Source organism: Sinisalibacter lacisalsi (assembly GCF_014640115.1).
Lineage (GTDB): Bacteria > Pseudomonadota > Alphaproteobacteria > Rhodobacterales > Rhodobacteraceae > Sinisalibacter > Sinisalibacter lacisalsi.
In genome coordinates this window covers 116,261-137,553 of sequence record NZ_BMGI01000003.1, presented here as the reverse complement: position 1 = coordinate 137,553, position 21,293 = coordinate 116,261, and the positions used below count along the sequence as shown (strand labels likewise).

Genomic DNA, 21,293 nt, shown 5'->3' with positions numbered 1-21,293 from the left:
CGCGGCGGCGCCGGGCGCTCAGGAACAATCGGCCATGGCCCGCGACGCGGCGGTGAAACCCATCAACGAAAGCTCGATATTCACCGGGCGCGCGCCGGCCATCGGCTGGAATCCGACGAAAACCGAGCGCGCCCGGCGCAGCCGCGCCACGGCTTCCCCGCTCAGCCGCCCGACGGCGGTGCACATCTTCGCGCCACAGCTGATCCATTCGAGCCCGATCGCGGTCTTGCCATCGTCGGGATGGCGCAAGGCGATACCAGCGGGCAGGTGCACGCCGAGCGGCACCTGAAGTGCGACCAGCAGCGCACCAGCGTCGCGGACGGGCGTATCCCGCTGGAACGACGCTTCCAGCAGGACCGCCCCCGAGGTGCGGCTGACCACCGTCGAGACCATCCGGCATCCGCCGCCGGTGGCGTGCAGGCTCCAATCCTGGAACTGGCGCAGGACGTCTTGCGTGGCCAAGGCAGGTGCGGCCCAAGGCAGGAGAGCCGTGAGGGCGAGGGCATACGCGAGCCGGGGTGTCACGCGATTACCCCCGCTCTTGGCGTTCACGCTCATCTTCGCGCTCCCGCGCCCCGTCGCGCCCCGATCCAAGGCCGATGCCGCGCCGGAACTCGTCGAACCTGCCGCCGAAGATCCGGTCAAACAAGGTGCCGAGACTGCCGCGCAGGTCGGTCGGCGGCCCTTTCTGATCGCGCGAGTTCCACGCGTTGTCCGGCCCGCCCCTGCCCGGCCCGGACTCGTCGGGCCGCGTGCCGCCGTCACCGGTTTCACCGTCATCCGCATCATCCGAGCCGCCGTCGTCACCATCACCGGTATTGCCGCCGCCGCCATCGTCACCGCCGGTTCCACCGTCATCGCCGCCGCTGCCGTCATCGCCGCCGTCCGAGCCGCCGCCGGCATCACCACCGTCATCTCCCGTGTCACCGTCGCCCGGACCCTTGTCGTCGGATGGGCCGGGCACATCGGTTTCCTGGAAGAACCCGGCCTCGACCAGCCCGGCGAAGCCGATCACCCCGGCGATATCGGCGGGTTCATCGCCCCATTGGCCAAGGGTCGCCCCGCCGACCGCATCCAGAAGCGGCTCCTCGATGCTGCCGACCGTATCCATGACGATCTCGCCGGGCGCGGTCATGCCCACCGAGCCCGCCGCGGCGGTGACAAGGCCAAACGCCGGCTCGCCGCGCAGCACGTCGATCACCAGGGCGCCATCGCGCGCCGCGATGTCCATTGCCTGCACCTCGGAAAGGTCAAGCTCGAGCGGGGCGCCGTCGGCCCCGATTGCGCCCTCGGCGTAGAGCACCGCCCGGTCGGCGCGCAGCAACGCCCGCCCGGCGATGGTTCCACCGCTCGCGAGCACGAGCAGCGTTGTTTCCGGGTGATCGAGGGTGACCGACCCGTCAAGCGTCATGGCGCCGGTGCTGATCACCTGCGCGCTCCGGCCCTCGTTCAGAACCAGCGCCCCAAGGCTGAGGGCGCCTTCGTTGACCAGCGCGAACGCGCCCCTCTCGACACGGGCCTCAACCGAGCCAACCGCCGTGCGAAGGCCGCGCCCAACGCTGCCAGACACCTCGCCACCGGCGTTCAGGACAAGCTTTTCGGCCGTGATCTGCGGCAACACACCGGCGCCCGTCACCGCGCCGCCGATCTCGAATTCAATCACGCCCGTGCCCGCGTCGATCTGGCCGAGCAGCGTGAAATCACCACCAAGCGAAAGGCTCAGATCGCCGCCGTTGGTCGCGAGTCGCGCCCTCTCACCGAGGACGAACGCGCCGGGGAGATCCAGCTCGAGCTCGCCGCTGACCGTTTCCAGCACGTATTCGCCAAGGTTGAGCGCGCCGGGGCGCAGGATGATATTTCCACGCGCCAGCATGTCTTCGATGAAGGTGAAGGTGCCCGGTCCGCCAACCGTCACATTGCCCATCGGCGCTGCCAGCCCGGTTGCGACGATGCTGGCCCCGTCGGCGATGTCGAAGGCGATATCCCCTTCGGTATCGAGCGACACCGTCAGGTTGGCGCCGCTATCCGGCGCGATCATCGGGGCCACAAGCCCGGTGCCACCAAGTCCGATGCCGGTCAGGGCGGAGAGCGTCACCTCGCCGCCGGTGAGGTGCGGCCGATCAAGTCCGGCGCGCGCGCGCAGCGCCCCTTTCGGCAGGGTGATCAAGAGCGGGCCCGGCGTTTGCAACGCGCCGAGAGTGAGATCGCCCGGTCCGGTGAGCCAGATCCCCTCCGGCGCCGACCCGCCAAGCGCCGCGCCCGCGCCCGTCGTGGCGACGGAAAGCGGGGCCGACGCCCCGCCGATACCGCCGGCGCGCGCTTCGAGCAGGATCTCGTTGCCGCTGATCCTTGCAATCTCGCGGCCCGGCGCGGCGTCGATGATGCTGGCCCCGGCCGAGAGCCGGACCTCGGCTCCGCCCTCGACGAGGGCGACCCGAAGATCGCCATCGGTGCCGACGATCACCCGCTGCGCCGCCCCCGCGACGAGATCGCCACTCAGATCGACATCGAGGTCATCGAACCCGCGCAGGGTGATCGAGCCATCGGCCTCCTCGGTGATGTGGGTGCGTTCGGCCTGCCAAAGCGCGGCCAGCGCGCCATCGGGGGTTTCGTCGCCGGGTGCGAGATTGACCGGTTCGAACGCGCGCCCGATATCGAAGGCGGCGTCCAGATACAGGTCGCGCGCGACGATATTGGCGGCTTCCGGACGGATCTCGCCATCCGTCAGCGGCTCGACAAGGTTGCGCCGCACCAGCCTTTGAAGCTGGGTTTCCAGCAGGAAGAGATCCTCGGTGAGCGCCGCCAAACGATCGCCCTCGGGGGCCAAATCACGGTCGGGATCATAGGGCTCGTCGCCGTAGAGCGCGTGGATCCGGTGGTAGGCCTCGGTGCGTTCGGTTTCCCGGTCGGCAATTTCGGCCTCGCTGAAACCCTCGCCAAGCAGGGCCGCACGCAATTCCGGCTGATAGGAGAAGGCGAAGCCGGGATCGTATCCCAGGTCGTCATAGATCCATGCGCCGGTCTCGTCGCGGCCCTTGTCGATGGCGCGAAGGCCCCAGTAGAAGAAATAATCGGTCCGGTCTGCCGCCGCCTCGCTCTGCGCGAGGCCCGCGATCCGCGCCTCTGCTCCATCGGAGCCGTTGTCGAACAGGCCAAGCTCGTTCCACAGCACGTCCACCAGCCCCGCTTCGGCCCGCAGATCGAGCCCGTCGTCGGGGTTCGCGTCAAAGATCGACCCCTGCGCCACGCTGATGTGAACGTCGCGCCCCGGCGCGGCGATCTGGCCGATCCCGAGGTTGCCGGTGGGGACGGTGAGGTGAATATCCTGCCCGGCCCGGGCATCGAGCCACGCGCTCGACACCGCCAGCGGGCGCACCGACGTGCCGATGCCACCGTGCTGCGCCGTCAGTTCCACCCGGTCGCCGGCGAGGTTGACGCCGGCCCCGCCCGACAGGATCGCGCCGGGCGCTTCGAGCGATACCCGCGCGCCCGCAACCGAGCCCAGAACCATGTCGCCCGTCACTTCGCGCAGGAAGATGTCGCCCGTCGCCTCGGCGCTGAGGATGGCACCATCGGCAAGGTCGATCAGCGCCACGCCCGTGGTTTCGCGGGTGGTATCGCCGGTCCGGATCAACTGCCCCCAGTTCGTGGCCCCCACGGTGCGCGAGAAGCTGTTGTAGCTCGCTCCCAGAATATCGCCCGCCTCGGCCCGAAGGGTGAGATCGGCGGCCACGATCTGCACGCCGTCGCCCAGCGTGACGAGGTTTCCGCCCAGCGGCGCGTTGCCGGCGGTGCCGCCGCCCAGAGCGCCAAGCGAGGTGATCGAGGTGGCGCCGCTGCGATTGTAGACACCGGCCGCGAGGCGCACATCGCCGACCGAGGTGATCTCGATCGCACCGTTGTTCTGCCCGGCGAAGCGGATGTCGATCGGCCGGTTGGCGGCGAGGCGATGCGAATGCACCCGCCAGGTTACGCCGGTGTCGTCATCGGTGACGAACTCGCGGCGGTAGAGATAGGGCGTATCGGCGTCCAGCCCGGCCTGCGAGAAAGAGAGCGGCGTGATGAGATCGAATTGCGCCTCATCGCTGCTGCCGATCTTCGCCCGCAGGATCTCGAACGCCATCTGCGAGGCGGGGTCGAACCGGGCGGCATCGGGCGCGACCAGCGAAACCTCTTCTTCCACGAAGAAACTGGCGCTGGGAACAACCGTGCCCTGAGGCTGGAGGTTGAGTTCGTAATCCAGCACCTCGCGGGTGACTTCGACGAAATTGCCGCTCTTGCGGTAAACCGTCGTGGGGTAGCGGTCTCCCAGGGCTTCGAGGATGAAGCCGTTGACGAGCGCGGTCTGGAGCGACACGTCGTTCAGATCGGTGATGCGGATCTCGCCGGTGATCGGCTCGGCGCTGGTGGACAGGCCGTTGAACACGATCGGCATGTCGGAGTGATTGTCGACGGTGATGTGGCCATAGCCGTTCGCGGCGATCAGTTGCGCGCGGCCTTCCGGCCCGGCGTGCCCTCCGGTCGACGCCATCCGGCCCACCAGTTCGATATAGCCGCCCTTGGTCAGCATCGGCTCCACTTCGAGCGTGCCGTCCTCGACGTTGAACCAGACCGAGGCGTTGCCGGTGACGTAGGGGCGGTAGGCCGAGCCAAGCCCCGGCAGCACCACGAGCTCGGGCGAAAGTTCCTTGCCCAGCTGGTCGCCAGTGTTGAAGGCGTCGTAGACGAGGATGCGGTCACGCCCGCCGATCTCGGCCTCGGTCAGCAGCCGCAGCCGGTCGGCGAAACTGGCGGCGACATCGAGCCGCCAGTCGGTTTCGCCCGACTGGATCGTGCCGTCGATGTTGAGCACGTCGGCGAAGATGTGAACCCCGCCCAGCGCCCGGATTCGGCCCTGCGCGCTGCGATCGACCGAGAACGGCTCCAGCCCTGCGGGCAGCAGTCCGGCGCGGTAGTTCTGGTATTGAATCGGCCCCATGTTCTCGTAGGTCTCGAAGAACGAGCGGTAGACGCCTTCGGGGTTGCGCGCCGGGCTTGTCACCTCGGCGGCGCCGGACAGGAAGAAATCGCCGCCCGAATTGACAAGAACAGACTTGCCCGCGATCTCGGCCCCAAGCACCAGCACCGAGCCGTCGAGGCTGGTGACCTCGATCGTGCCCGCGAGGTTCTCGATATCGCCCGACACCACCAGGTCGGCGGGCGGGCCGTCGAGCGCCACGTGGGTGCCGCGCAGGCGGATCATCGGCTCGGTTCCTGCCGCCAGCGTGCTTTCGAGCAGGATGGTCGCGGTCGAGTCCTTCGTCGCCGCGCGCAAGGCCTGCGTATCGGCAACGTCAATCCCGTTCATCGAAATGCGCCCGACATCGCGGAACGGGATCTGCCCCCCGCGCACCTCCATCGTCATCGCGCTTTCGTTCGTCACCCGGATCTCGGCATCGCCCTTCGCGCGGATCACGCCATTGCCGGTGATCGTGTCGGTGCGCATGTCGATGTTGCCACCCTGCGCGAACAGCGGGTCGACCACGACCACGTCGCCGCGCGCATCCGCGCCACCGAGCCGCTCCAGCCGGGCCTCGAGGCTGGCCACTTCGGCTTCCAGCCGCGTGATCTGCGCCTGATCCTGCCAGTCCCCGAACTTCTTCAGCTGCGCCAGCGCCGCTTTCTGCTGCGCGATGAAACTCACCAGCGCGGCGTTGCGAAGCTGGTTCTCGACGATCCGCACCGAAGGCTCTTCCACGTCGCCCTCGGCCTGCACGCTGCCATCGCCGGCCACGGTGACCACGACGCTGCCGAAGGCCCCCGCCGTCGCGCGCCCGTCCATGTGCATCCGCCCGCGTCCTAAATCGAGCGCACCGCCGCCGCTTTCAACGATGGTGACATCCTCGAACAGCGCATCGCCGTCAGGGGAGCCCTTGGCCTTGAGCTGCTGCCAGAACCCGTTGAAATTGGTCAATCCCCGGTCGCCTGAGAGGCTCACATCGCGCCCCGCGATCGCCCGCACACCACTGTCGACGGTCATGGAGGCATCAAACTCGGACCGCACGAGCGCCTGCGTGTCCCGGAATGCGACAAGGCCAGACTTGCGGATCAACCGCGATTCGGCGTTGAGCTGCACGATCTGCCGACGCGTCTCGTCGCGCCCGGTCCAGAGCCGCACGTTGCCTCGGGTCGAGGTCAGCCGGGTATTGCCGAGGATCGAGGTCGCCTGTTCGCCGGTCAGGCGGGTATAGGTCAGCGCGTTGACGTTGCCCGCGGTCGAGGTGTTCGACACCACCGCTTCCGTCGTCGCCGTCATGTCGGCCCTGTTGAAGACGACGATATCGTCCTCGGCCTCGACCAGCACCGAATCGAGCCGCACCGCCGATTGCGCAAGCTCCAGCGTCCCACCCAGATCGGCGCCCGGGCGGTTGTAGACTCCCCGGTTGAGTTGCGTGGCACGATCCTGCAGGACGAGGTTCTGCAACAGGCCGACGCGCACGCCGGAGCCGCCCAGGTAGCGCCCGGTCAGTTGCCGCAATGCGACGTTCGGCGCCACTTCCACCCTTGCATCCAACCGCATGAAAAAATCGGTTTCGATGGAACTGCCTGACACAACGCTGCCGACCTTCGCGCGCGCGTTGAAATCGCCGCTCACCGGCACGATCGACTGAAGGCCGAGCACCTCGATGGAGGGCGCGGTGATATCGGCATTCAGAGCGGTATGGAGGCGGGCGTCGATCTCGGTGTCGAGCCGCACGCCGGAGTAGTTCGCGAGGCTGGCCGCACGCGCATCGCCAAGGTTCTGGTAGCCAAGCGCGCGGTCGGTGGCGATCCGAACGCCGCCGAGCGCGCTTATGGCCCCGCCTTGCACCGAAACCTCGCTGTCGGGCCGCAGGTGCAGGGTCGATTCCGAGGCCTGAACCGTCACGCCGCCGCCGATGCCCGAGATCGCGGCGGATTTCGTGTCGCCCCGGCTGGTGGCGAGAATGTCGGCCCGGCCGCCGACCGTCATGCCAGTATCGAGGCGCAGGTGGGTGTGATTGGTCAACCGGTTGTCGGCCTGCGTTTTCACGTAGCCGAGCGCCAGGCCAAGCGAGGCGGTGTTGCCGTTGCCGAAGGCCTCCAGCCGGGTGTTGCTGCGCGCGTCCGCCAAAAGATCGCCATCGAGGTTGACCGCACCAAGGCGCAGATCGACCTCGCTGGTGGCGGTGTTCTTCACCTTGGTGAACACGGCGCCCGCGCCGAACAGAGCGCCGCCGTTCGACCCCTCGCCCGTTGCCTTGACCAGCGCGGCGTTGCCGGGAATGAGCCCGCCCGCGTCGGAACTGATCACGCTGGCAGAGCCGCCGCGCAGCTCGGCGCGCCCGGCGATCCGGCTCACCGCCTCGCGTTCGGCGGTGGCGCTCGACAAACCGGCGGTTGCCGCGCCGACGTTCACCCCGAAGGCGCCGGCCTCGGTCGTGCCGGTATTCATGGCCCCGATGTTGATCTCGTCGAGGCCGGTCAGATCGGCCCCGTCCATCGTGACGGTGACCTCCGACAGATCCCGCGCAAGGCTCAGGCTGCCCGATCCGCTTGCGATGCCGCCGCTCGCGGCGATGGCGCTGGTGCTGGTGTCGCCGCTCCGGAACGCCCTGAGGTTGAGGCTGCCACCACTGACCGAGACGTTGCCGAGATCGAGCGTCACCGTCGAACTGCGGCTGCTGTTGGCCGTCGCCAGGCCGATCGCAACCGCCCCCACGTTCGCCGTGATCGTCCGCGCGGTCGAGGCCCCCACCTCGCTGGCGGTGATCGACGTCAGCCCGAGGCCGGAACTGATCGCGACACCGTCGAACAGCCGCGTCTGCACCCGGCGCTCCACCTGCGTTCTGGCAACGGCGGCACTGCCGGAGCCGAGCAGGGCGGCGCCACCGGCAACGGCGTTCACGTTGCCATCGTCGGTCTCGGCCCTGGCCCCGATGAACACCGTCTGACCATTGATCGCCACGTTGCCGTCGATGTTGACCTGCACGTTCGAGTAGCGCCGCAGCACCGAGACCCCGGCCGAAACCCCCACCGCCGCGACCGCGACCGCGCCGGTGAGCATCCGCACGTCACCGCCTTCCCGCGCGCCGATATCGACCATACCACCGGCAGCGATCCGGGTGCCGACGCCAATACGGGTTTCGATCACGTCCGACTGCGCGGTCCGGCGCAGCGCCTCGAAATCGACCGACTGGCGATCGCCCCGCGCCTCGGCAAAGATCCCGCCAAGCTGGCTGTCGCCAAGATCCATGCGCCCGCTGCCGTCATAGTCGGTGTCGTCATCGACCCGGGCGGTGAAGGGATCGCCCCTCATATCATCGCCAACGCGATCCATGTAGCCGTCGGAATCCGGGTCCGCCGTCGATCCGGCGAAGGTGGCGACCAGCACAGAGCCCTGCATCGCGAAGGCGCCCGCTGCGGCGCCGGCAACCGCTGTCGCATCAAGATCGCGCACCCCTTCCGCAAGGATGGTGAAATCGCGCGTCAGCGAAAGGTCGATGCCACGGCCCAGCCGCGCGGAGACCGTATTGCGCATGTTGGTCACGCCGACGCTGCCGCCGATCGCCGCCGCGCCACCGGCCACGACGCTGCCGAGGGTGATCGTCTGATCGAACGCCTGCAGGGCTTCGATCGTCACGTCGCGCGGCAGGCCCGCGCCGTCCTCGTTAAGCACCGTGCCGTCGCCGATCTGGGCGATCACGCTTTGCGAGAAGGAGGTGACCAGCACCTGCCCGCCGATCGCCACCGCGCCGGCGCCGGAACCGCTGGCAAGCGTCGTGCCCACGCTCAGCGTCGACGAGGCGCGCACCGTCAGGTCGCGCCCGGCCAGAAGCGTGCTGGCCCCCCCGGCGCTGAAATCGTCGGTGGTGCCGGCAAACCCGGTGTCACGCGCGTTGATCACCATCACCGTGCCCGCGATCCCGGCCACGCCGCCCACCGCCACCGTCGCCCCGGTGTGGTTGATCTGGCGCGGCGCGGCAGTTTCGACGCCGATATCGCGCCCGGCGATGATCCGGCTGCGATCCACCAGCGCGAGCGTTTCGTTCTCGGTGACGAGCGTTTCCACCAGGCCGGCAACGCCGGCGAACCCACCGCCGCCCGCCGCGAGGGAATACTTGTTGAGCCGTTCCGGGGAAGCGGCAACGACATCCACATCGCCCCCGGCCTTCACATCGCTGTCGACGATCTCGGCCCGGGTCTTCTTCTTCAGCGAGGCAACCTCGACCAGCGCACCAACGCCCGCGCCGCCGGAGAACGCCCCCACGACCGAGACCGTGCGGATACCGCTGGCATTGAACGCCTGAACGGTTGCATCCGCGTCCCCGGCTTCGACGTTGCTATCCTCGATCCGGGCCGCAACGTCATCGCGTTGCAGGATCACCGGCACGAGCGCGGAAACCGCCACCGTGCCCGCCGCCGAAAGCGTGACATTCGCCGCGCGCAGGCGGGTTTCGTTGTCGGCCTCGACGATCACGCCCTGCCGGTTGGCGCTGCCGCGCGTGAACCAGTCGTCGCTCGACGCCGATCGCCGGATCGTGTCGACCCCGGCGCCGATCCCGGAGGGGGCCGAGAGCCGCGCACGCAGCGTGCTGCCGACGATCTCCGAGCGGATCGTCGCGGCACTTTTGACTACGGCGACCGACACGCCGATCCCCGCCGAACCGCCAACGGCGATATTGAAGTTCCCCGCGCCGAGCTGGCCCAGAACGCTGTCGTCGCCGCCACCCGCGCTGCCCATCTCGCCGCCGTTGAGCGCACGCACGAGCACCGTGTCACCGGCCGAAACATCGCTGCCCTCGATCCGCGCATTCACGGCGTCTTCCTTGAGCGATATCGCCACCGAGCCCGACACGCCCGCCGATCCGCCCGCGGCCACGCCGACGGCGGCCGAGCCCATGCTGCTCGCGCCAGTGCCGGCGACGACGAGGTTGCGCCCGGTCTCGATCTCGCTGTCGAGCACCAGCGCATCGCTGCGGCCCTTCTGCTGGGCCACGGATAGCGAGGCCCCCACGCCCGCACCGCTGCCGCCGACCGCCACCTGCAGAACGAAGCTGTTGAGGCTTTGCGCGCGGTCTGCCGCGATGATGACATTGCCGCCCGCGCGCAGCGTCGCGTTCTCCACGATCGCCCGGGTGAGGCTGTTGGCGGTATTGACGCCGACGGAGAGCGACACCGCGCTGCCGCCGGCCGACACACCGCCCGTCAGCGCCATCGCGAGCGAGGAGGACGTGTCGGAACTGTGCAACTCGATATGGTTGGCGGCGGCGGCAGAGGTGTCGAGCGTCACGCCGCTGATCCGGGTCAGGGTCTGGGCGTCAATGTCAGACACGGCGAGCGTTCCGCCCACCTGCGCGCCGCTGTCGCCAACGGCAAGCTGCCCGGCGATCGCCCATGAGCGGCCATCGCTCGCCGCGTCCATCGCAACCCGGCCGGCGGCGATGCTGTTACCGACGCCGGTCATTCCGGCGCGCACCAGCTGATCATGCCGGCTGATCCCGGCGCCGGCGCCAAGGTTGGTGCCGCCCGCCATCGCCCCGACCGAGACGCCCGCCGCGCGGGCCTCGGAGGAGGCGTCGATGGTCAGATCGCCCAGTGCCGCCCCGGCACCCGCGCCGAGCACGAGATCGGCGGCGACGAGGCCGCCAAGCCGGGCCCAGCCCATCGAGGCGCCGACCGAGACGCCGCCGCTGCCGCCATCGCCATCGCCGCCGTTGTCGTCACCAATATCCGGGCCACCGTCGGGCGCCGGCGCTTCCCCTTCGCGCGCAGCCGCCTCGGCGCCCGCTTCCGAAATGCCGGCATCGTTTTCGTCGTCGCCGCCACCGCCGGAGCCGAGATAGATCGACACCAGTTCCGTCATCGCCGCGCTGGCGACATCCCTGATCGAGACCGAAACCCCGTTTTCGTCGATCGACACAACGTCGAGTGCCTTCTCGACAACGCCACCGGTAGAGAAATTGACCTGAAGCTGGCCGGCGATGGCCGCCACGCGGCGCGCGTCGGTGGCAAGGATCCCGGTTGCGCCACCCACCGTGAGCGCGCTCGCATCCTCGATGGCGACCCGCGCCTCGATGGCAAGATCGAAGCGGCGGCGCAATTCGCTGGCCTCCAGGCCGGCAACCCCGGCCATCTCGTCGCCGAGATCATCGCGCACGCCCTCGATGGCCGTCTCGTGATCGGCGCTGCGCGCGTTGACGGCCGCGGGCTGCGCCCCGGCGGGCAACCGGCCCATCTGCACATAGGCCAGCGACCCGACGGCGCTGAACCCGCCCGACCCGGAGGCGGTCCCGACCGCGACGTTCACCGCCTTCGAGGCGTCATGCGCGGCAACCTCGAGGTCACCGGCGATATCGACGTCACCGGCAATCCGCGCCTCGGCAAGCGTGCGCCCGCCGGTCTGCAGGATGTTCCCGGCGATCCCCACCGACGCCCCCGCTTCCTGCGCAGTCGCCCCGATGCCGACCTGCTTGTCTTCGCGCCGGGCTTCGACCGTGAGATCACCGACAAGCTGTACATCCTCAAGTTCGGCCAGCGCCCGCACGTAGCGGTTGGCGGTGAGCCATGCCACCTGGATGCTGCCGGCGAAGGTGCCGCCGCCCATGTTGACGCCCACGACCGTGCCGCTCATCGCGCTGGTCGCCAGCGCCTGCACGGTGGCGCCGCCCGCCAGCGCGTCTGCGCCGGCTGCCAGGCGAGCGGTCACGTCGAGCCGGTTGGCCGCATAGCCCACGCCGCCGGTGCCACCGACGCCATCGGTCGAGGCGCGGGCGATCGCGGCTGCGGCGAGGCGGCTGTTTTCCTCGGCCCGGATGGCAAGGTTCCCGCTCGCGATGGTCCCGCCCACCGCTTCGGCCGCAAGGGTGCCGCGCAGGGTGGCGGTCGCCACCATGACGTCAATCGACGATCCGCCCTTCCCGGTCTTGGCCGCGCGCGACAGGAGCGAAGACTGCTCGGTCGCCGAGATAGACACCGCGCCAACGTTGGCCGCCAGAACGCTGTTTTCGGACCGCGCCGCGACATCCGACGTCAGCCGGGTCACGATCACACCCAGCGAACCGCCGATATTCGGCGCGTTGACCACGCCCTGGCGGTTATGCAGATTGCCCGCCTGCGCCGCCTCGATGCTCACATCGCCATCGGCGACATGGCTCTCAATGATCTCCGCGCGGGTGGTGCGGTCGCTGAACAGCACGCCAAGTCCGATGGTCGCCGAGAACCCATCCTCGCTCTCGCCCGCGCCGGTCTGCACGGCATCGACATCCGACGCCTGACGCGCCCTGACGATTACGTCGGGCGCGGACGCGCCGTGGCCATAAACGCTGCTGCCGTCGATCACCGCGCGGGTGCGCCGATCCTCGACGGCGATGACCCCGGCGGCCCCCGCGCTGATCCCGTCCGACTCGCTCTCGGAGCCGACGCGCAGGCGGGTCGGGGTTTCGTCGATGGCTTCGAGGGTGACGGACGCGCCCGCGAACACCGACGCATTGTCAACCCGCGCGGAAACCTCGCGATCGACCGCGGCCACCGCCGCGGCCGCCGCGAGCGAGAACGAGCCGGCAACGCCGGAGGAGGAGGCCAGCGCATCCACCCGGCCCGTTCTCTCCGCCCTCACGCTCACCGCGCCGGGGGTGGAGACGCTGCCCGAGAGTGTCGCGGTGACGGTTTCCGGTGCGAACTGGCCGGCGAAGGCCACGCCGATACCAATGCCGCCGCTTTCGTCTTCGCTTTCCTCGTCTTCATCGGTCTCCGACGCGGGACGCACGGCGCCCGCCAGGGTCACCGACGTCGAACGATTGCCCGCGAAAACCTCCAGACCACGCTCGGCCTCGTCGTCCCAGGTCAGCGCCCCCACGTCCACGGTCGCCGCAACGTCGGTGCGCGCGTAATCTAGCGCGGCGCTGCCCGCGACCGAGAAATCCACCCCCGCGCCCGCACGGCCAGCCGCCAGAAGCCGCACCTCACTGCGGTCGAGCGCATTCACGAGCACGATGCCCTCGTCGATATCGAGCGCGCGCAGGGTCAGTTCGGAGGTTGTCGAGCGGCGGGTGCCGTTCAGCGCGACCGAGGCCGCCAGCCCGAAGCTCCCGGCACCCGAAACCGTGGCGCCGGCGCCGCCGAACAGGGCGAGATCGTTACGTGATGTCACCTGCACCGGGACCAGGCCGTTGGCGTCTTGCACGATGTTCATCCCGCCCGCGTGCTCGATCCGCGCCACCGCGTCGCTGCGCCCGAACAGGCCGGAGAAATCCCCCGCGAGGGCAAAGCCGAACTTGGCGCCATCGGCCTCGGACTTGCCACCCTGCCCTTCGGTCTTGTCGTCCTGGGTGTCGACCTCCTTGTCGGCCAGGTCGTCGGCATTGGTCTCGGCGCGCATGCCAAGCAGCTTGGTCGGCACCTCGGTGCGCTCGCGGGTTTCGGGTTCGTTTTCGCTGGCCACGCCGTCGCCAGGGGTATCTCCGTCGGGCGGCGTGGTGTCGTCCTCGGTCTCCGCGTCCTCGGCGTCGTCCTTGCCCGCCCCGGCCTGTGACGTGGCGATGGAGGCCCCTTCGATCACGGCCTCAACCTTCGCGCCGCCAAGGTTGAGTGTCGCGTCGGAGTTCAGACCGCCGAGAATCTCCGCCGTCGCGGCGCGATCGCCGAAGATCAGCGCGACCGACACGCCGACCGCGATGTTGCCGCCCGTCTGCGAGCCCGCATCGGCCAAGAGGACGGACTCGTCGCTCGACAGCACCGCGGCCGAGACGGACTGCACCTGCTCGGGCCGGACCAGCCGCGCGATCGCCGCGCCATCGTAGTCGACCATCGCGAAACCGATGTTCAGCCCGAAGGTTTCGGCCTTGCCGAAGGAGGCCGCCGCCGCTGCGCCGACGAGCGCGTTGCGGGCCGAGATCGTGATTTCGCCGAGCTCGCTCTTGTCCGAGCTGCTGGCCGGCGTCGCGTCGATCAGCGCCGTGGTGGTGGGGCGGAGCAGCAGGATATGGCCGCTGCCACCGGCCCCGAAGCCGCCGGATTCCACCGGCACCAGCCCCTCGGGATCGCGCCGCGTGGCCAGCCCGCCGCTGGTTTCGGCGCTCACGTTCAGGCTGCCGGATACCATGGGCAAACGGCCACTGGCGATCGCCGCCGATGTGTTGCTGCGCACCCGGGTGATCGAACCGTCGACCGCCACGCCGAGCTTGCCGAAATCGCTTTGCGCCGAACTGATTATGTTCCAGCTTTCGTCATCGACGAGGCTCGCCGCCGAGCCGGGCAGGTCTTCGCCTTCGGCATAACCCCCGGCCCCGCGCTCGAACAGGCTGTCTTCGTTGGCAAGCCAGGCCTCGCGGTCGAAATCGACGGCCACATCGGGCAGCGTCGTCGTGGCGGAGACCTCGAACTGGCCCGCCTCCACGCTGAGCACATGGGCTCCCACCATGGCATCGGTCGCGATCCGCCAGTCGCCGAGGTTGACGGCCACCACCGCCCCGCGCTGCGGCGCGGCCTCGCCAAGGCCGATCCCGGCGCGCGCCTCTTTCAGGAAGCTCTCGATATGGGTGCCCGCGTGAAGGCTGACGCTCGGGGCCTCAGCCCCGGTCCAGCCGTCGGCCCGGAAGCCGCCGATGATGAGCGCCGCGTCGTCGGGGAGCAGGCGCGGCGCCGCGCCGCGTGCGGTGGTCACGTCGTCGTGGCGATCGAGCGTGAAGGCGATCGCGAACGAGGCCTTGCGGCTGGCGCTCTCCTTTTTCGGCGCGGGCGTCTCGTCACCTTCGCCGCCATCTTCCTCGGGCGGCGTGGTATCGTCGCTGACCGCATCCTCGGTGTCGTCGGCCACGTCCATCAGCGCTGTTGCCGCCTTCCCGACGCGGCGCGGGCGGCGCATCGGGTTGTCGTCTTCCGCGCCTTCTCCATCTTCCGATCCCGAGCCGTCGCCGGTCGCCTCATCGTCGGCCTCGGGTGCGTCCTCGTCCTCGCCCGGCGCTTGCGGTTCTTCCGCCCCGGGCACGAGCGATCCGGCGGCGGCAATCGCGCGCGCCGAGTAGCGGGTGTAGGTATTCGTGGCTTCCAGAACCGCCAGCCCCTGATCGTTGAGCAGGATCACCCCGGCGCCGAGTTCCGTCACCGTATCGGCCAGCGAGATGATCCCCGCCAGCGCCAGTGCCGCCGTCGAACCATCGCCCGCGATCACCTCGAAATCGAGATCGTGGGTCGACCGCCCCGCGATCTCGGTTCCGGCCCCGATGATGAAGCGGCTGTTCGGCATGGTCTCGCCATTGTCGCGCCAGCTTGGCACGCGGCTTTCGTCGGCGTCGATCAGCAGGCGGTTTTCCATGCTGCGCAGCGACAGGATCCCGGCCGCCTTGATCGCCCGCGCCGCCCCGGCGGTGGCGCGCATCCGGTGCTGCTCGTCGGCTTCCGACAGCATCGTGAGGGTGCCGTTGCCGCGCACGTCGATATCCGACCGGCTGACCCGCACCCGGCTCTTGGTATCGGTGATCGCGATGGCGGCTGCGATGGCATCGGAGCTTGCGTCGATATCGAGGCTGGTGCGGGCGGTCGACCGCACCGTCACCTGCCCGGGATTTCCCTCGAAGAACGCATCTTCCGGGCCGGTCGCATCGGGGTTTTCGCGCAGCAGTTGCGCTTCGAGCAGGCTGTTTTCAAGCACCACGCTTGCGTCGGAGATGAACCGCAGCGGCGCGACGGTGATCGAGATCCCTTTAAGACCGCCTTCACCTTCGTTGTTACCGCCGCCTGCGCCCTCGTCTTCCTTCTCGTCATCTTTCTTCTGCGCCGCTTCGCCGCTGTCGCGGATCAGGTCGCCCACCGCGTCCATCTGGGTGGCATCGGCGGTATCGGCCTCGGTTGCCGGTTCTTCGGGCACGTCTGGGTCATCCGTCGGCGTGGGGTCGACCGGGGTTTCGTCCCCCGGCCCGCTGCGCTCGGAGGTGGCGCGGATCGTCAGTGTCGGGTCCGACAGGGCGCTGACGATGATCTCGCGCCCATCCGCGCTCGGCGGTCTGGCATCGACCGGACCGCAGAAGAGGCCGTCGCAGGGCGGACCTTCGATCAGGTCCCCTTCGGAGCCTTCATCAAACTCGCCTTCAAAGCCTTCGTCGAAATCCCCAAGGTCGTCGGACGCGAGATCATGGGGCCCGGTTCCGTCGCCCAGCCGGATGAACCCTTGCTGCAACTCGGTGCGCACAGTGCTGGACACCTTGGTGAAATTTGCCGCGATCGCCATGGCCCAGCCCCCATCGGGCCGGCCGGCGCGGCCATCGACGAGAAAATCGAGGCGGCTTTCGTCGGTGCTGGTGATCCGCACCGGATTCAGCTCCACCTCGTCGCCGTGGTAATGCGTGCCGAACTGGATCTCGCTATCCACAAGGCGGGTCGCCGTCTGGTGGTTGATCGAGGTCAGGCCGAAACTGCCGGAGATTCCCACGCCGCCGGTCGCCACCGCGGTTACCGCGCTGGACTGGCCATAGTTGATCGTCGTCGCCGACGACACGTCGACCGCTCCCTCCACGTCGACGTAGATCGCGTCGGTCTGGTTGTCGGGATCCCTGTCTCGCCCGACCACAAGCGCCTCGGTGGTGACAGTGCCGAACAAGCCGCCGAAATCACCGGCGAAGGCGAGCCCGCCTTCCTCTTCGTTACCGGAGCCGTCGCCGCCGCCCGCCTCAAGCGGGTTCGCGCCGCCAACCGCCTCGGCGATACGGCCGGAATCCTCCGCGCCAATGGCCTCGGCATCGAGCGAGACGGGGGCCTCGTCGTCGGCTTCGGCTGCATCAAGATCGGTTTCTTCCGGGTCGGTCTCCTCGGGCGGCTCCATCGCGTCGGACGCCTCCCCGGCGCGCGTCCGCCCACCGGAGATGACGTTACCGTCGTTCGTGGCCGTCACCTCCAGCCCGCCGAGAACCGCGATGCCCTCGGCCCATTTGTCGCCAAGATCGACGATATCCTCGCCCACCAGCCCCGCGCGCGTCTCGCGGTCTGCGAAGGTGAGCGCAATGCCGATACCGATGGAACGCTGCCCGACCGCGCCGGCGGAAACGACCGTGACAGTGTCGCCCGAGTTGAGCGCGCGCACGCGCAGCGCGCCGTCGATCTCGATGTAATTGCGCGGTGCGACGAAAGCCTGGGTCATGTCATCGCGCTGCACCATCGAGAAGGCGCCGGAAAACGCGGTTTTGCCCGCCGTGCCATGCGTGCGCGCATCGGCCGAAACAAGGCGTGTGTCCTGCGCCAGAACGGTCACACCGGCATCATTGTCTTCGGCGTAGAAGGAGGGGCCGTTCTGGATGACCGACGAGGTGAGCGCCTCGATGTTCACCAGCGAGATCGACGCGCCGTATGCGCCGCCCTCGGAGGCGGAGGTGGCGGTATCTGGGGCCCCGGAACTGGCGCCCCAGACCCCGGCCTGAAGGGCCTGCACGGTGACCGCGCCGAGCGGAATGCCGCTCTCCGGCGGAAGGTTGATCGCCATCGGCGAAGTATCGAAACCGGTTGAGCCGGTGACCACCACCTGCGCGCGCTGATCGCCCGTCAGCCGGGCCAACGACAGCCCGGCACCGAGCTTTTCGCCGGCGGCAAAGGTCTGGGCCACTGACAACGCCTGGTTGCTGCCGTCGTCACGCGCGAACAGCGCGCCTTCCCCGTCGGACCACGCCCCGATCAGACCACCGGGATTCGGCTCGTCTTCGTCCCCCTCGCCGGTCTCGTCCCCTTCGCCGTCCCCGTCGCCAGTCTCGTCTTCGTCGCTGCCTTCGTCGTCCGGCTCCAACACGGCCTCGCCCGCGCTCTTGAAACCCTCCGGGTCGGCCACCGCTTCCGAGCCTTCATCGTCAGATGGATCCTCGGCTTGCCGCTTGCCGGAATAGAGCTCGTGGGCATCGTCCAGCGCCTCGCGCCCGGCAAAGTCCCGCGCGGCGTTGCGGGCGGTGATCGTGATCCCGGCGGGAGAGGTCAACTCGCTCCAGCCGGAATCGGCATCGCCGACCGTGACGGTGGCATCGAGATCCCAATCGGCGAGGCTGACCGACAGGAGCGCGGTGCTCTTTGCCGCCACGTCTGGCTCCTCGCCCGGCTCGGGCACCTCGCCGGCGGCGGTGATCGCGCTCTGGCGCACGTTGCCGAGAATGTTCTCGGCCGTCAGCCGCACACCCTCGTCGGCCGGCGCGGTGTCTACCTCGATGGACGGGCGGCGATCGCCCCCCGGGCTCATGAACACCTCCTCCGGCAATTCGCGCACCGCCAGGTCGCCAATGGTATGGCTGCCGCCACCGGGCTTCACGACGCTGATGTTCGTGGTGCCGGCCAGAACCTCGGCGCGGGCGGCATGGTTGGAAAGCGCGAAGCTCGCCGCATATGCGCGGTCGGCCGGGTCGCCACCCGATGTAGCAGCGGTGATGCCCGCGCCATCGCCCAGCGCCGAAGCCTTCTGCGCCTCCGCCGCGACGCTGTCGAGAACGCCCGCGCCGATGTCTTGCGTGGCCTCCGGCTGGCCGTCCTGCGCGCTATCGGGCGCATCTTCCGCCTCGAGCGCACCGCCGGTCACCCGGGCATGGATGTTCACCGTCTCGTAGATGTTGCGCGCGAGGATCTCCACGTCGAGCGTGTTCGACCAGATCGCCCCGCCTACAGCCGTCACCGCCTCGCGGTCATCGAGCGAGAGCACAATCGAGGCACCACGTCCGTTTTCGCCCAGACGGGTATCGGCCATGAGATCAAGCTCGGTCCGATTCGTCGCCTCGATCACGACCGGCCCGCCGGCCTTGACCACCATGCTCTTGATCAGATCAACCCCGGCGGGCGTGAAGGCGTTCCAGCTTGTCCCGGAAAGGACCGTCTCCGCCCCACCCATCCGCACCGAGGCCACCAACGCGGTGTTGAGCCCCGATAGCCCTCCGCCGGGCACACCTTCGGCACGCAATGCCTGATCCGCCCGGGTGCCGGAGACGACCGACACCGCATCGCCGCCAATCAGCAGCGAATCCGTCACGATGGTGCGCGCGCGTGTATTCGACGCGGCGATCACCAGCGCCATGCCGCCGGTCTCGGGGGTGATCTCGGTTTTTGTCCCGGCGAAGCTGGCGATGCGGATCTGCTCTTCCGCGCGCAGCACCGAGCGATCAATCCCGATCGTGGCGCGCGCTTCGAGGTAGGAGGGCCAGTTGTCGTAATTGGCCGCATCGAGAATCGCCTGGCTCTTGCTCGCCGCCTGCTCGCCCAACGCGACGAGTTGCGAGGTCAGGTCTCCCGGCAGCCCGTCCGGGATCAACCCGCCGAGATAGGCGTTGATGTTTTCCTCGGCGTCGACGGTGTTGTTCTTCACCGTCTCGGCGCTGATCTTGATATTGCGCGCATGCAGGTAGGCATTGTTGATCTCGACCGATGTCGAGGAAACCGGAAGGGCCTCGGTCAGGTGGCCCTCGGCGTCGATCCTTTCCGCGCGCAGAACGATATCGCCCGACTCGAAACCTTCGTCGGCATGGGCCAGAAGCTGCGCCTGGGCGCGGATCTCGATATTCGGGGCCGTCAGCACGATATCGCCGGAATCGCCCTGCGACTTGGCCGTCGCATGATCAGACGGCTCAGCGTCCACCTTGCGCGTGGAGATAACAGCGCCCGACGCCACGATGATCCGCGCCGTCGCCTCGGCTATGAAATCGGCACCGTTTTCGATTGCGCCGGTGATGGTGATATTTTCGGGGTCGATGTAGACGGTGCCGCCCGCACCTTCAGCCGACCACGCCTGGAGCAGCCCGTGCACCTCGACGGATTTCTCGGCCGAGAACTCGACGAAGCCGCCATCGCCCGCACCATGCGCGGCGACCGAAACGCGCCCCCCCAGATCGAGAATCGCGGCATGGCTGGCAAACACGTCGATCGTGCCGCCGTGGCCCGCGCCCTCCCCCTCGGCGAGGATCACCGCGCCCGTGGCCACGCGCACGTCGCGCCCGGCCCGCAGGGTGACATGCCCACCCGAGGCCCCGTCGCGCGCGGTGACAGCGCCGCCCGGCGCAAGGTGCACATCGCGCCCGGCGCTGATGGCAACCGACCCTTCCGGGCCAAGGGCGGCCACATCGCCGCCGATCACCACATCGCCGCCGGCCTGCATCCGCACCCGCCGCTCGCCGCGCACCTGGCCGTGGATGACGATATCGCCCTGCCCGGTGGGCGCATTGCCGGTTATCAGCGCGCTCACCTGTTCGCCACCGACCTGCCCGGACGCCGCGAACATGTCTTTCACGAAGTCCTGCGAGGGCGTCGAGAGCGAAACGCTGCCGCCGTGGAACCCGCCGTCTGGCCCAACGACAACCCCGGCCGGGTTGGCGAAATACAGATCGCCGCCGATGGTTCCGCCAGCCACCGAATTGACCGCGCCGTTGATCACGCTGCGCGGACCGTTGACGATATTGACCGTCCCCTTCGCCCCGCTCGGCACGTGGATATTGGTGACCGACCCGGTCGTGGTCGAGAAGCTCGAAAAGCTGTTGACGCCGTGGCCAGCGGCGATGGTTCCGGTGCGGATGTCGGTGATCGCGCCCGCGCCTTGCGACACCGTCGTCGCGGTCTTGCCATCGGCCACGATCTGCGCTTGCGCCGCGCCGCCGACCAGAAGCGCCAGCAGCGCGACGGAGTTGCGGTATGTCCTACGCCGCTGCGCCGACGATCGTGAAGGCGACCGGCGCGTCATTGGCCTTCCTCCCCGGTCGGCTCAAAACCCGCCACGGTCCTTGGCCCGGGTTGCCCCAGCACCTCGGCGAGGGCGAAGAGGCCCTCGTTCAGCCCCTGCGGTGAAACCCGGAACACCAGCGCATCGCTGGTGATACCGGGGCGATAGCCCGCAACCCAGGGGCCTTGCGCCTCGAAAGCGTCGAGGTGACCGGGTTCGAGCGCGAGCAGCGCCTCGCAGCTTTCGGCCGTGCAGTTCTGCCACTCGAACGCGATCCGGGCGTCTTCGTCCTCCAGTCCGAGAACAAACCCCGACGGGAAATAGACCCCGTTCGGAACCCGCGCCACGAGCCAGGCGCCGACTTCCTCGGCATCGTTGAACGCCACGAGCTCGGCCAGCACCGCGTTGCTGTCGGATCGTAAAAGGCGTTGCGACAAGACACACAGCGTTTCGTTGACGGCGATCGCTTCGCAAGACACCGTCCAGCCGCCGAATTGCGCGCCGTTCTCGATGCGTTTCGTCTCGGCCTGCGCCGGCAGGGAAAGGCCGATTGCCGCAAGCGTGGCCGGAAGACCCCCCCAAAAAACCTTCGTCATCAAATCAATCTCCCAAAAAACAACTTGCGAGAGCG

Annotated in this window: 3 protein-coding genes; all 3 read right to left on the bottom strand. The window is 68.8% G+C overall.

The features are described 5' to 3' along the window. Positions 1–18: 18 nt before the first annotated feature. The 3 genes from IEW01_RS10115 to IEW01_RS10105 are packed head-to-tail and all read right to left on the bottom strand — an operon-like array spanning position 19 to position 21,258. Positions 19–558, bottom strand: a complete 540-nt coding sequence (locus tag IEW01_RS10115) for an invasion associated locus B family protein (protein WP_188527513.1) — start codon at positions 556–558, stop codon at positions 19–21. Further along, on the bottom strand, positions 530–20,683 hold the full coding sequence (locus IEW01_RS10110; protein ID WP_188527512.1) for a leukotoxin LktA family filamentous adhesin: 20,154 nt from the start codon (positions 20,681–20,683) through the stop codon (positions 530–532). Before IEW01_RS10110 ends, IEW01_RS10115 begins: the two co-directional genes overlap by 29 nt. Continuing rightward, positions 20,680–21,258: an invasion associated locus B family protein gene (locus IEW01_RS10105; RefSeq protein ID WP_188527511.1), complete on the bottom strand. Its 579-nt coding sequence runs from the start codon at positions 21,256–21,258 to the stop codon at positions 20,680–20,682. The genes IEW01_RS10110 and IEW01_RS10105 overlap by 4 nt, the downstream gene beginning before the upstream one ends. Positions 21,259–21,293: the final 35 nt, after the last annotated feature.

What these genes read in the sequence shown, in the direction of transcription:
- IEW01_RS10115 (WP_188527513.1), bottom strand. Translation starts at nt 558, where the DNA reads ATGAGCGTGAACGCCAAGAGCGGGGGTAATCGCGTGACACCCCGGCTC.
- IEW01_RS10110 (WP_188527512.1), bottom strand. Translation starts at nt 20,683, where the DNA reads ATGACGCGCCGGTCGCCTTCACGATCGTCGGCGCAGCGGCGTAGGACA.
- IEW01_RS10105 (WP_188527511.1), bottom strand. Translation starts at nt 21,258, where the DNA reads ATGACGAAGGTTTTTTGGGGGGGTCTTCCGGCCACGCTTGCGGCAATC.